Here is a 13801-nt window from a genome sequence, read left to right on the forward strand (position 1 = left end):
AATTTATATATTTAAACGCTTTTCTGTATCCGAAAGGAATTTTTCCAAGGCTTCATCTATATTGATATCCATACGTTCCGCTAAAATAATCAACCACCATATACATTCACCCAATTTATGTTGAAGTTCAGCATTCGAATTGTTTGCAGGCCAACGTCCTTGCTGCGCCATAGTATATCGTCCGATTAATCCGGCATCACTCAAAAAAGCAAGTGCATCTTCCTCTATACTCCATTCGCTTTCGTGATGAAGTTTTTCCAACTGATGATATTTAGATCTTATCAGTTTTGAGCGTTGAATTATTTCCGCGAAATCATTTTTTGCCATTTTACTATAAATTTAAGAGCTTTATGCAATCCTATATTACTTCTAAGTTTTCAATAAGCCCACTGTTAAATCTGAAATGATAGTTTAATAAAACAGGGCTGCCGTCAAAACTACCTGACACTTTCGCTTTCAGAATACCTGTCTGATTATCTTCAATATATTGGATAGCTTCCATTGCGATTTTATACTGTTGATTAGCATCGTTAATCCAATTTCTAATTTCAACCCTTCCTTTGTAGGTTTTTCCCTCATCGACAACGGTTGCCGTTTCACTAAAGCAGTTCGCATAAGCTGTACTGTCATGATTGTTCTGTGCGTCTAATAAGTCTGATATAACTTTTGGTAAATTCATATTCATTGTTTTTACTTTTTGATTATTCTTGAATTCGTTAGAAATAGTTTTATTCCATAGCTTATTTAATAAGTCTTTTACCATAATTTCAAGTTCAGGCGATTCAATGATAGTTGCCTTATCTGCAAATGAAAGGTACCATCGGGCAAAATATTCCAACGAATTTGTTTTGTAAGTCTGAATGACGTATCCGCCATCAATCTCCTCACTTACAAGTCCATGATTATACTTCAAAGACCCTATCCCGAACAATACACTTTTTTCTATCTTTAAAACAATATTATGATAAGGAGGCGAAGAATATATTTGTCTGATTAGATTCTTTAGGGGTGGATGTCTTTTCTCAAAAAGGTTTTCGGTCATCGTAATGTTGCCGATCCTATTTAACTTAAAAGTCCTATAATCATTTCTCAGTTTACACCATGCCAACAGATACCATTGGCCGAACATATAAAACAGCCCAACAGGCTCAATTTCCCTTATCGTTGTTTCCCCATTATATAGAGCGGCATATTCGATTTTTACAGTTTTGTTTCCGATAATACTTTGTATAAGTGGCTCCAATACATGGAAAGGATTCGATTCTTGCCGGACTTCGCTTAGTTGCAATACATCAATATAATTTTCAAATTTTTCTAAAATATCTCTGTTTGCAAACTTTAAGACAGAGCGTATTTTATCCATCCCGCTACGAAATAATTCATAGCCGTCAACATTAAATTGAGTACTAAGCTGTTTTTCCGCCAGAAGAAAAGCAACAGCTTCACTTATACTAAACATAAGAGGAGGCAGTTTATAACCTTCGATAATTGAATAGCCTACTCCCATATTAGAAACGATTGGGATTCCCGCTTCCTCCAAAATCTGTATATCCCGATAAACAGTTCGGATACTGATTCCAAACTCGTTTGCTATTTGCTGTGCCGTAATATTTCTACGGGATTGCAGTTTGATGAGTATTGATGATATTCTTTCTATTTTATTCATATCTCATTTACTTATTGCAAAGATAAAGACATACAACTGACAACTGTCTGTCAGTTAGTATTTTTAGTTGTAGATAAAATTAGTGGTATTTAGACATCACTAAGCTATTATTTTCGCTGCTTATAATACTTCATCATATCATCAAACTCCCCTCGGACTTTATTGACTTCTGTGAAAATTTTCTGGTTCAAAACCTTCGCATAAATCTGTGTTGTTGTGATATTTGTATGCCCTAACATTTTAGAAACACTTTCTATAGAAACGCCTTTGGTCAGCATAATCGTTCCGAAACTGTGGCGGCCGCAATGTGTTGTAAGTCGCTTATTTATACCACATAAGGCTGCAATTTCTTTCAAATACTCATTCATCTTTTGATTGCTATGAATTGGCAAGAGTTTACCATTCTCCAATCCTTTATATTTTTTGAGGATTGACAAAGGAACATCCAATAGTGGGATATTTGCCTGAACAGAAGATTTTTGCCGAGTTAGTTGTATCCACTTTTGCCCAAAACCATCCTCAATAATGTTTTCTTCTGTTAGATTGGCAGCATCTATGTAAGCTAATCCGGTGAAAATTTGGAATAAAAACACATCACGCACTTCTTCCAGTCGTTTTGCTTCAAACTTTTTATTCATTAACTTCTTTATTTCAGGTTCAATCAGAAATTCTTTGTTTACGGGTTTGTAGCCCAATTTGTAGTTGTCAAAAGGATCAACTGAGATTAAATGATTCTTTAGAGCATTGGTAACAATTTGTTTAAGGAAACGAAGATGCTTTACACTGGAATTGTGCCCACAACGGCAAACCGATTTTAGGTAGATTTCGTAATCGGATATGAATTGAAAATTGACTTCCCGGATCGGAAGGTCTTCCTTATTGTATTTGTTATGGATAAATTCTCCTATACGATTCCGAGCCGCCTGATATTTAACAAAAGTGGTGTCACGAATTGTGTTGCCAATTAGATTACGTTTCTGTTCAATCTTGATATCGAACAAAGACAGTACTGTGTTTTTCTGTATTTCAAGGCCGAGATAAGCGTCACGGAGTTTTTCAGGAGTCACAAAACCGTCTCGTTCGTAGATGTTATCGTAGTGTTTTTTCAAATCCATTCGGATTTTATCCAAAGCATAATTTGTTTCTTTTGCTTCTTTTGTTCTTCCTTCCGCTCGTCCGATGGGATTCCATATTTCAGGATTGACAAACAGTTTTGGGTTAAACTCTAAAGACTCTCCGTCAATCGTGATGCGGATGGCAATCGTTACCAAACCATCTTTGTTTGGTCTTGTTTTTCTGATGTAGAAAAGAATGCGGTACGTACTTTTCATTTTTACACGTTTTAATTCGACAAAGTTATTGCTTAAAGTCAAAGGATTTGTCGCTCTGAAAACGCCAAGTTAGGTCATTGTAAGACGCTTAATTCCAGTTGATTATTCATCTATTCGTGTGCAGAATTTGAGGTTGTTTTTCACACACGGTTTGCACACGAACCCACTGTCTTAATCTGTCTTTTTTCGTCCTGTTGTGTCTGTCGTGTAAAAAGAAAAATCCTGTTAATCTATTGACTAACAGGATTATTGTCTCTTAATTGAAGTTTCTGTCTTTTGTTGACTTCCACCAATTTTATGTCTTAGTGGGCGTTGACGGATTCGAACCGCCGACCCTCTGCTTGTAAGGCAGATGCTCTGAACCAGCTGAGCTAAACGCCCCTTTCTCTTAAGGGTGTTGTCCTTTTTCTAAGACGTTGCAAAGATATGCTTATTTATATTAATGGCCAAAAATATTGCACTCTTTTTTACAGGAATCTAATAGTTTTTTATGAAAGCTTTCTAATCAGCTAAAATTGAATGTATAATAATTCAAGTGATAAAAATGAATTAGGAAAATCAGGATTGTAACCTTATATATTATATTTCTTTTATCAAGACTGGCTCTATAAATAATAATACGTAGAAAAGAGGGATTATAGACGAGATCCAAGCTTTCATAGCTGATAATAAACCAAAGAAACAACAAAAGAACAAACACGAATATGGTTTTTCTACCATTCATATATCCAAATTCGAAACTTTCCGAATTTTATTTGTATATTTACAGCGTTTTAGGAAACAAAAGGTCTTAGACATATTTCATTTTCGTTAAGGTTAGAAGGGATTTTAATGTATAACGATAAAACATTTACCTACTAATATTGCATACAGCGATATAAAAATAGGAAATGTCACGATTACAGATGACAAAAGCAAAGTTAGTACGCAGAATACTTACGCTACGGTAAGTATTAAGTTCTAGCTTATACATAATGGATGGTAGGGAGAGAGAGACCGTGAGGCTACTCTCTCCTTTTTTTTATTTTTAAAAACTCAAATTATATATACTATGTTGTGTGCATCCCAATCCCATCCGTCTGAAAACAAAAAGTTTCCGATAAGGTGTTTTACTCCCATCGGAAACTATCCGTAATATTATATTATTATCTTAAATCAGTTTGTATTTTTTGAACACCTGTTGAATGGCGTCCAACGCCCTATCTAATTGCCCTTTGGTATGAGTCGCCATCAGAGAGAAACGAATCAGCGTATCTTGAGGTGCTACCGCCGGTGAAACAACCGGATTAACAAAAATGCCCAAATCAAAAAGATCACGTACAATCATAAAGGTTAAATCATTATCCCGGATAAACAATGGAATAATCGGAGTTGACGTATGACCAATCTCACATCCCATCGTACGGAAACCATTCAAGGCATAGTGTGTTAACTCCCAAAGATGCTCAATTCTTTCCGGTTCGTTAATAATTATATCTAAAGCGGCACTTGCCGCTGCAGTAGCTGCCGGCGTATTACTTGCACTAAAGATATAGGAACGGGAATTATGACGAAGATAATTTATCACAGGTTCATCCGAAGCGATAAAACCACCAATTGAAGCCAGAGATTTACTAAAAGTCCCCATGATCAAGTCCACATCATCCGTTACTCTGAAATGGTCACAGGTTCCACGGCCTTGTCTGCCCAAGACTCCAATGCCATGAGCCTCGTCTACCATGATGCTGGCATTATATTTCTTCGATAAGGCTACAATTTCAGGCAGGTTGGCAATATCGCCTTCCATACTGAAGACTCCGTCGATTACGATCAACTTCACTTTGTCCGGAGCACATTTCTGAAGTTGTCTCTCAAGAGACTCCATATCATTGTGCTTGAATTTCAATTTCGTTGAATAAGACAAGCGGTGGCCTTCAATAATAGATGCATGATCCAATTCATCCCAAAGTATATAGTCCTCCCGGCCCGTTACACAAGAAACGACTCCCAGATTTACCTGGAATCCCGTGGAATAGACAATGGCATCTTCTTTCCCCACAAATTGAGCCAGTTTTTTCTCCAATTCGATATGCAAGTCCAATGTTCCATTCAGAAAACGCGAACCGGCGCATCCCGTCCCATATTTCCTTATTGCGGCAATAGCGGCTTCCTTCACCTTGGGATGATTTGTTAATCCGGTATAGGCATTAGAACCGAACATTAAGACTTTTTTTCCATTGATAAGAACTTCTGTATCCTGATCACCTTGAATAACGCGGAAATAAGGATAAATACCTGCGGCTTTCGCTTTTTGCGGAAGGTCGTACTTGGCTAATTTCTCTTGTAAAAGTTTCATGTTATAAAGAGAATGATTTTGTTTTTGCTTTTCTTTTTTAAGAGGTCAGTTTTGTTTTTCCAACTTAAATTTCACTGCAAAAATAATAAAAATTATTGGATAGTTTATGCAAAGCGATAAAAGGATACCTTGAACTCTATAATAAGAAATTAAATTTATACGCAGGTTCTTCAATCTAACCACCTATAAAATCACACGCCTTGCAAAAACAAGACATTTATCCGAATACTTTTATATCATTCGCCGAAGAACTATTGATTGTTGGAGAAAAAATCGATTGTTTAGGATGACGGATATTATAAAATTCTACAAACGGCGTAAAAATCTGTTTGAAAGGGATTTTCAACGGGCAAGGCATCGTCTAACGAATCATATACTTCTCGTTCGGCCTGCGAGACAATATCGCCTTTCTGCTTCAACTCCGTAATCGAACGTAACAAAACAAACGTTTTATCCGACGAGGGAGGCCCCGAATGTCCTTCCAGCATAACTACAATTAAATCCTCGTGCAATAGTTGGTCAAGAATGCCCACATGGCTTACAAGCTAAGCCGAAAAAAGGTTGTTTTCCGCTTCAACAACATTTTCCCTTGTAGTTGTTTTTTTCATTTCGGCTGCTTATTCATCTGGAATTTTTGACATATCCATATAGAAAAATACCCAGGTATGTCCGTCAAAATCTTCAATAGTTCGCTATTGCATAAAACCATAATTCCGCATTTCGTTAGGTTCTGTACCACCAGCTTTTAGTCCATCTGTTACAATATTATTTACCTCGTCAATACTGTCAGTCGATAATGAAAAAAGTCCTGCTAAATGTGATTTTAAAATTAACTTTTCACAAGACAAGAAGTTGACATCCTATTTTATATAGGAGTTGTTTATTATCTCTTACTTTTTTAGAGATGACAACAGTTCGTCCAATTGCTGGAAATCTATGGTCATACCTTCTTTAAAGCCCATTTCTATGGTCATTTCAAGGTCGGCCAGCGTATCAAAAGTAAGTATCATATCAACCAGCACTTTATTTTCCTTTTGGCTAAAGCTGTTTTCCACTAAATTTTGAGGAAATGAGAGGTTCATCGTTCCGTTCTCATCGCAAAATCCATCTTTTTGGCGAAAGGATTTTTCTTTTTCGATAGAAATATAATTGGTTTTTGCCCAATGTTTTTCTCCTTCGGGACTTACCATTGCATACAGCCAATATCCACCTTCCCGAAAATCAAGAGTCTTGGTTTCGGCTCTCCATGGTTGCGGTCCCCACCATTGGTCGAGCAGTTCTGCCGTTGTCCATCCTTGCCAAACCAGTTCAAGCTCTGCGTTAAATTCACGCATGATGTGAATGGTATTGTTTTCTTTGTTGATTGTAAAGTCAAATAATAAATTGCCATTCATTTTTTCTGTTTTTTAAAATTGTTACTACTAAGGCAAAAAGACATGATGTTTTTATCTTTATGGCTTTATTTATTTTTATTGCTTCAAAGTTGCCAACAGGTTTTCTAAGTTTATCAAGTTGGTAATAAATTTCCCTGCCTTTGTGTTCCTGCTTTATCAGTTCGCACTCCGTCAAAATACGTAAATGCTTGGAAACTGCTTGTCGGGTAATGTCAAAGCGTTCGGCAATGGCGTTCGGTGTCATTGCCTGCAATGCAATAAGTGCAATGATTGCCCGCCTTGTCGGGTCGACTATGGCTTGAAATATATCTCTTCTCATTTGCCTGAATTATTTTAACGAAACCAATCAGTTGCGAATATATGTGCAACTTCTCAGTTTCGAATTTTTTTTACTGATTTTTTTAGATTATTAAAAAAGTCGATCAGGATTTGGCAAGTGTAATCATCATCAACGTAGCCAAAGAACGAATTTTTGACATTGATAAATCCACCATTAGCAAAAACAGCCTATGAATTGGGCTTTAAATACCCGCAACATATCAACCGGTTTTTTAAGCAGAAGACAGGCATAACGCCTAATGAGTATAAGAGTTTGAATTGAAAGGTCACCTGTTAGAAAGCCTCTTAATTTAGTTTTCTTACGCCAAATGTTATAAGTTGGGGGCATTTTTGATTTTGGAGATTTTTCAACAAACCGAAGGCTTGACCTTGTAACTGTGTTAAGAACACTAATATATCTTTGCCTTTGAAAATGGAACAAATAGCATACGGTTCTTTCAAGAAAAAACTACGCAAACAACTGCTATATAGATCAAAGACGGGAATATTAGAAAGGAATAAGGATAGTGGATTCAATGTTCTCCTAATTTCTGTCATTTGACGGGACACCATATCGAACCCTGGAGAGAATTCAGCTTTAATGCAGATCTATCAGAATACCAGTAAATTATAAGATAAAAAAAATAGGACAAGTCCTTTTTTAGACTTGTCCCAAGAAGTGACCCCGGAGGGGCTCGAACCCTCGACCCAATGATTAAGAGTCATTTGCTCTACCAACTGAGCTACGGAGTCAATAAGAAGTTGGTCGTTCTCTGTTTTGCGGTGCAAAGATAGGCGTTATATTTTTTCTTACAAACTTTTCGTTCCTTTTTCTTCCGATAATCCGCGATTAAGCCAGAAATAGGATCATCAACTGGGCCGTAAGCACACGCAAGAACATAGTCAACGGATAAACCGTGGCATAACCTACCGAAGGTGCATCATTCCCGGCAACACCATTGGAATAGGCCAATGCCGGAGGATCCGTCATGCTTCCGGAAATCAATCCCATCAAAGTAAAATAATTCAATTTATAGACGCTGCGGGCAATAATCCCGATGGTTAGCAGTGGTATAATTGTAATGATGAAGCCGTATCCGATCCATTGATAACCTCCGTTATTAACGATTGTATCGACGAAGCCGTCTCCGGCTCCGAGGCCGACGCAGGCAAGGAAAATCGTAATACCCAACTCACGCAAAAGCAAATTTGCACTTTGTGTCGTATAAGTAACCAGTTTCAGTTTATATCCGAAGCGGGCCAACAAAATAGAGATAATCAGCGGGCCGCCCGCCAATCCCAATTTTATCGGTTGCGGAACGCCCGGAATAAAGAACGGAATGCTTCCCAGGATAATACCCAAGGCGATTCCGACAAAGATAGGCATGATATTCGGTTCGTTCAGGCGCTTCAGTGAATTGCCCAAGACTTTTTCAACATTGGCTACGGCTGCTTCCGAGCCCACGACATTGACGCGGTCTCCTACCTGCAACAATAACCCGGGAGTAGCTACCAAGTCGATGCCCGAACGATTGACGCGTGTGATATTGATGCCGTAGATTTTACGAAGTTTTAATTCGCCTAATTTTTTCCCGTTTAATTCCGGTTTAGTCACCAGGATCCGGCGGTTGATCAACCGGCTTTCCAGATTCAGCCACTCCTTGCGTTCCATCGGAATCTCCTCGCCGATAAAAGTTCTCACCGTATCGGCATCGTGTTCCGTCGTTATGACAAAGATTTTATCATTCTCATGCAAAACCGTTTTTCCCGAGACGATATCTATATTATTATTGGAATGATACCAAATACGCGAAATTACAAATTCACGGTGTTCCATATAAACAGATAACTCTTCCACTGTTTTATTAAAAACAGCCGGATTCCGTACAATCAGAGAGATTGGCTTTGCCTCGTTGATATGGGTCTCATTCTCTGAATCCAACCGTTCCACCTCTTTATCAAAGTTGATTCTAAAGAAAAACCGGATTAATATGATCGCCAAAATGATTCCGACTACCCCCAAGGGATAAGCAACAGCATATCCCAAGGCGATGCTCTTGCCGTCCGCCGTCCCGTACATATCGCCGTAAGCTTGCTGGGCGGCACCCAAACCGGGGGTATTGGTCACGGCGCCGGACAAAATACCGACCATTGTTTCAGCCGGGATTCCGGTAACGAAATGAAGAATGATTGCAATGCCGACTCCTAAAAAGACAATGCCCGAAGCCAGCAGGTTCAACGTAATCCCTCCCTTCTTAAAAGAAGAGAAAAAACCCGGGCCAACTTGCATTCCAACAGAATAGACAAATAAAATCAATCCGAATTCTTTAAAGAAGTGAAGAACATGTTCGTTTATCTTCAGCCCGAAATGTCCCAACAGGATTCCGACAAAAAGAACAAAGGTGATACCAAGGGAAATCCCTCCGATTTTTATCCTCCCCAACTGAATACCGAAAGCGATAACGACAGCCATCAACAGAATTGAGTGCCCAATTCCTTCACCAAACAATAACTCCGAAAACCATTCCATACTAATACCCGATTACCTTAAAAATCTACAATAAGGTGCAAAAGTAATCATTTATTAGAATATAAAAATTGAAAAATAAAAATATTGGAGCAAATATTATAAAGGATAGGCAGCCTCATACAGGGCAGCAGCCCCTTCGGCACAACGTTCGCCGTCGATTGCAGCAGAAACGATCCCACCGGCATAACCCGCCCCTTCACCACAGGGGAAAAGGCCTCGAAGCGTGACATGCTGATTCGTTTCGCGATCCCGGAGGATACGCACCGGCGAAGACGTACGGCTTTCTACCCCGATCAAAACTGCCTCATTCGTAAGAAATCCCCGGGAAGATTGGCCGAAACGCCGGAATCCTTCGCGCAAACGGGTCGTAATGAACTCCGGCAGCCAGAAGTGCAGCGGAGAGGCCAGCAATCCCGGCGTGTAGGAAGACGAAGGGAGGTCGAAGGAGTTTTTTTTCTGCATAAAATCGACCATCCGCTGTGCCGGAGCCGTCTGTTTCATGCCACCGTTCAGCCAGGCATGCTCCTCCAATTCTTCCTGCAACTTCATCAACGCCAAAGCGCCGGAGGGAGCAAAACGAGAAAAATCTTCAGGATGAATCTCCACGACCATACCGGCATTCGCCCACTTGGAGCCGCGGTTGGCCGGAGACATGCCATTAACCACCACTTGCTTAGGAGCAGTGGCCGCCGGAACGACAAATCCACCCGGGCACATGCAGAAAGAATAGACGCCCCGGCCGTCGACCTGCGTCACAAAACTATATTCCGCTGCCGGCAGATAGGCTCCCCTCCCCTCCTCACTATGATATTGTATCTGGTCGATCAAGGTCTGCGGATGCTCCAGACGGACGCCGACGGCAATACCCTTGGCCTCTATCGGGATCTTTTCTTCGTTCAGGTACGTATAGATATCCCTCGCCGAATGCCCGGTCGCTAGAATGACCGCGCCGGAGAAGGTCTCTCCGGAAGCCGTCTCTACTCCCATCACGCGGCCCTCCTTAAGCAGCAGGCGTTCCATGCGGGTTTCGAAATGCACTTCTCCTCCGCTCTGCAAGATCTGTTTCCGGATATTCTCAATCACTCCCGGCAACTTATCCGTACCGATATGCGGATGAGCATCCGCCAAGATGGATGGATTAGCACCATGCTGGCAAAAAACGGATAGGATTTTCTCCACCGAGCCCCGTTTCTTGCTGCGCGTATAAAGCTTTCCATCGGAAAAAGCGCCGGCCCCTCCCTCGCCGAAACTATAATTCGATTCAGGATTCACCTGATGTTCCCGACTGATCAAGGCGATATCCTTCCGCCGGGCATGTACCTCCTTTCCGCGCTCGATCACAACCGGGCGAAGCCCCAGCTCGATCAGCCGCAGAGCGGCAAAGAGCCCGCCCGGTCCGGCCCCGACGACAACCACCTGCTTCCCGGACGACACATCCGGATAGGAAACCGACCGGTATTCCGGTTCGGAAGGCAGTTCATTAATAAAAATGCGAACCTGCAAATTAATATAGACTACCCTTTGGCGGGCATCGATCGAACGTTTCAAAATCCGGATGGCAGAAATCGATTCCACTTTCTCGCCCGTCTCCCGGCTGACCACCTTTTTCAGTAACTCTTCCCGGGCGGCCTGTTCCGGCAAAATACGGAGCTGTAATTCTTTTATCATAAAACTTATCTGAATAATATTTTAAAGGCTTCTTCCACCTTCCTTGCCTGAAAGAGTTGGATTTCGCTTTTGAAATTCTCCATTCCGTTCAAATTGTTATACGGAATAATCATGCGGGAGAACCCGAGTTTCTGCGCCTCGCGGATCCGTTGCTCGATGCGGTTGACCGGCCGGATTTCTCCGGAAAGTCCGACTTCACCCGCCATACAACTATTCGGTTCCACCGGAATATCCAGGTTTGAAGATAGGACGGCGGCAATCACTGCCAGATCGATCGCCGGATCGTTCACTCGTAATCCGCCCGCAATATTGAGGAAAACATCCTTCTGGATCAATTTAAAGCCGGCCCGCTTTTCCAGTACGGCCAGCAACATATTCATCCGCCGAATATCAAAGCCGGTCGCGCTGCGTTGCGGCGTCCCGTAGACGGCGGAACTAACCAACGCCTGCGTTTCGATGAGGAATGGGCGAACACCCTCGATGGCTGCCGAAATCGCGACCCCACTCAGTCCTTCATGGTTTTGAGTAAGTAATAACTCAGAAGGATTACTGACAATTCGCAGGCCGTTCTGCCGCATCTCGTAAATTCCCAGTTCGGATGTACTGCCGAAACGGTTCTTGATACTCCGAAGGATACGATACATATAATGTTGGTCGCCCTCGAATTGCAGCACCGTATCCACGATATGCTCCAACACCTTCGGGCCGGCAATCGTTCCTTCTTTATTAATATGTCCGATCAGAAGAACGGGTACGCCCGACTCTTTTGCGTATTTCAAAATTGTGGCGCTACATTCGCGTATTTGCGAAACGCTTCCAGGAGAAGACTCTACCGATTCGGAAAAAATTGTCTGGATCGAATCGACAATCAATAAATCCGGCTGTACGTTTTGCGCCTGTACCAGAATCTGTTCCAGATTGGTCTCGCAATAAATCAAGCAATCCCCATTCTGGTGCGGCAGGCGGTCCGCCCGCAATTTCAACTGCTGCGCGCTCTCTTCACCGGAGACATAGAGCGTCTTAAGTCCCTCCAACCCTAAAACGGTCTGCAGTACCAACGTCGATTTTCCGATGCCCGGCTCTCCGCCGATCAGCACCAGGGAGCCCTTCACCAAGCCTCCACCCAATACCCTATTGAACTCGCTGTCCAGCAGATCGACACGTACTTCCTCTTGCGAGGTGATATCCCGCAATAACTGGATACGCATCCCTTCCTGCTTCAGGCCGGGGATCGTATGCCTGACAGTCGGTTCTTTCACGACAACCTGCTCCACATACGTGTTCCATTCGCCGCAAACCGGACATTTACCGATCCATTTCGGCGAATCGGCACCGCAGTTTGTACAGACATATACTGTTTTTGCCTTTGCCATTCTTTGCTATTTTAGGAGGTAAAGATACAAAAAAGCGCGTGAATCAACCCGGGCGGGAAGGTCAGGCCTTATCAAATTTCTTATGGATAAATATTTTCAGGAAACCGACCGTTTCTTCCACACCCAAGACGGAAACGTCGATCGATAAGTTGTAGGAAGAAGCTCGCCCCCAGGATTTATTTGAATAATAATCATAATAGGAAGCGCGCGTCTTGTCTATTTTCCGCATCAGCTCTTTGGCTTCATCGGCCGATACTTTCCGCCTCTCCATGATCCGCCGGATCCGGTTTTCATCCGTATTATGAATAAAAATGCTCAGGCAGGCCGGATCTTCCCTCAACACATAATCCGCACACCGGCCGATCATAACGCAGGACTCCCTGGCAGCCAGTTTGCGGATAGCATCGCTCTGTATTTTAAATAGCCCTTCATTTGACAATACATCATGATAAGGCGTCATGCCGCCTAAATAGGAAAATCCCATGCTGAAAGCATACGGCAAACCGCTGCTTGCCCGTTCATCCGCTTTTTCAAAAAGTTCTTTCGAAAAGCCGCTTTCCTTGGCGGCTACCGCCAACAACTCCTTATCATAGTAACCGATGCCCAGGGATTCGGCCAATCTCTTCCCTATTTCACGCCCGCCACTGCCATACTGCCGCCCGATCGTAATTATCATTCTCTTTTTCATGCCCTTATCCGTTTATTTTATTTCCACGCTTTTAATTTACACATTCTAATCGGATTCCATTATTGTACCTCCCATTTTTTTCGCAGGATCTTTATTTGCCGGAAAAAAACAATCGCCGTAACAATTGTCGATATGGCATCAGCCAACGGCATACTGGCCCAAACTCCCGTCGTACCGAAAAACATAGGCAATATAATAAGGAAAGGAACCAGGAAAATCAACTGCCTCGTAAGTGACAAAAAGATAGAGGTACGCGCCATCCCGATCGAAAGGAAAAAGTTGGTCGCTACGATCTGGAATCCGACAATGGGAAAAATAATCAAGGTAACCCGGAGTCCGAAAATGGAAAGGTCGATCAGTTCCTGGTCCGTAGTAAACATCCGGACGATCACCCCCGGGAATAACTGGCAAATAAGGAATCCGACGACCGCTATTCCGACCGCCCAACGGATTGTTAACTTTGTTGTTTCCAACACACGGCTATAGAGGCGGGCGCCG

General features: G+C 42.0%; 11 protein-coding genes and 2 tRNA genes. All 13 read right to left on the reverse strand.

What is annotated here, in order from left to right:
- Positions 1-3: 3 nt before the first annotated feature.
- Entirely contained in the window at positions 4-327 is a 324-nt protein-coding gene (locus BQ8014_RS13355; RefSeq protein WP_080904778.1) for a nucleoside triphosphate pyrophosphohydrolase family protein, read from the reverse strand.
- A gap of 31 nt (positions 328-358) precedes the next feature.
- Positions 359-1666: a WYL domain-containing protein gene (locus tag BQ8014_RS13360; protein ID WP_080904779.1), complete on the reverse strand. Its 1308-nt coding sequence runs from the start codon at positions 1664-1666 to the stop codon at positions 359-361.
- Between the two features lie 107 nt (positions 1667-1773).
- A complete protein-coding gene (locus tag BQ8014_RS13365; RefSeq protein ID WP_234998046.1) occupies positions 1774-3039 on the reverse strand; it encodes a site-specific integrase in 1266 nt (421 codons plus the stop codon).
- A 264-nt stretch (positions 3040-3303) separates the two neighbouring features.
- A tRNA-Val gene (locus tag BQ8014_RS13370) sits at positions 3304-3378 on the reverse strand.
- Positions 3379-4147: 769 nt separating this feature from the next.
- Positions 4148-5332, reverse strand: coding sequence for a serine palmitoyltransferase (locus BQ8014_RS13375; protein WP_080904781.1), 1185 nt, complete (start codon positions 5330-5332; stop codon positions 4148-4150).
- Between the two features lie 890 nt (positions 5333-6222).
- Positions 6223-6726, reverse strand: coding sequence for an SRPBCC family protein (locus tag BQ8014_RS13390; protein ID WP_080904783.1), 504 nt, complete (start codon positions 6724-6726; stop codon positions 6223-6225).
- Entirely contained in the window at positions 6704-7045 is a 342-nt protein-coding gene (locus BQ8014_RS13395) for an ArsR/SmtB family transcription factor (RefSeq protein ID WP_080904784.1), read from the reverse strand. The genes BQ8014_RS13390 and BQ8014_RS13395 overlap by 23 nt, the downstream gene beginning before the upstream one ends.
- Before the next feature lie 679 nt (positions 7046-7724).
- Positions 7725-7797 (reverse strand) — tRNA-Lys (locus BQ8014_RS13400).
- A gap of 97 nt (positions 7798-7894) precedes the next feature.
- The gene (locus BQ8014_RS13405) at positions 7895-9574 is read right to left on the reverse strand and encodes a putative transporter (protein WP_080904785.1); all 1680 of its coding nucleotides are present in this window, start codon (positions 9572-9574) and stop codon (positions 7895-7897) included.
- 96 nt (positions 9575-9670) lie between these two features.
- Entirely contained in the window at positions 9671-11242 is a 1572-nt protein-coding gene (locus BQ8014_RS13410; protein WP_080904786.1) for an NAD(P)/FAD-dependent oxidoreductase, read from the reverse strand.
- A 5-nt stretch (positions 11243-11247) separates the two neighbouring features.
- On the reverse strand, positions 11248-12615 hold the full coding sequence (gene radA, locus BQ8014_RS13415; RefSeq protein WP_080904787.1) for a DNA repair protein RadA: 1368 nt from the start codon (positions 12613-12615) through the stop codon (positions 11248-11250).
- Between the two features lie 61 nt (positions 12616-12676).
- Positions 12677-13303: a cytidylate kinase-like family protein gene (locus BQ8014_RS13420; protein WP_080904788.1), complete on the reverse strand. Its 627-nt coding sequence runs from the start codon at positions 13301-13303 to the stop codon at positions 12677-12679.
- A gap of 59 nt (positions 13304-13362) precedes the next feature.
- Positions 13363-13801 (reverse strand): MATE family efflux transporter (locus tag BQ8014_RS13425; RefSeq protein WP_255376311.1); only part of this gene is annotated, 439 nt, incomplete at its 5' end.

Origin of the sequence: Parabacteroides sp. Marseille-P3160, assembly GCF_900162725.1 — a bacterium.
In the GTDB taxonomy this organism is placed as follows: Bacteria; Bacteroidota; Bacteroidia; order Bacteroidales; family Tannerellaceae; genus Marseille-P3160.

Excerpts from the sequence above, each read along its gene's own strand:
- BQ8014_RS13395 (WP_080904784.1), bottom strand. The coding sequence starts at position 7,045 with ATGAGAAGAGATATATTTCAAGCCATAGTCGACCCGACAAGGCGGGCA.
- BQ8014_RS13420 (WP_080904788.1), bottom strand. The coding sequence starts at position 13,303 with ATGAAAAAGAGAATGATAATTACGATCGGGCGGCAGTATGGCAGTGGC.
- BQ8014_RS13390 (WP_080904783.1), bottom strand. The coding sequence starts at position 6,726 with ATGAATGGCAATTTATTATTTGACTTTACAATCAACAAAGAAAACAAT.
- BQ8014_RS13375 (WP_080904781.1), bottom strand. The coding sequence starts at position 5,332 with ATGAAACTTTTACAAGAGAAATTAGCCAAGTACGACCTTCCGCAAAAA.
- BQ8014_RS13360 (WP_080904779.1), bottom strand. The coding sequence starts at position 1,666 with ATGAATAAAATAGAAAGAATATCATCAATACTCATCAAACTGCAATCC.
- BQ8014_RS13405 (WP_080904785.1), bottom strand. The coding sequence starts at position 9,574 with ATGGAATGGTTTTCGGAGTTATTGTTTGGTGAAGGAATTGGGCACTCA.
- BQ8014_RS13410 (WP_080904786.1), bottom strand. The coding sequence starts at position 11,242 with ATGATAAAAGAATTACAGCTCCGTATTTTGCCGGAACAGGCCGCCCGG.
- radA (WP_080904787.1), bottom strand. The coding sequence starts at position 12,615 with ATGGCAAAGGCAAAAACAGTATATGTCTGTACAAACTGCGGTGCCGAT.
- BQ8014_RS13355 (WP_080904778.1), bottom strand. The coding sequence starts at position 327 with ATGGCAAAAAATGATTTCGCGGAAATAATTCAACGCTCAAAACTGATA.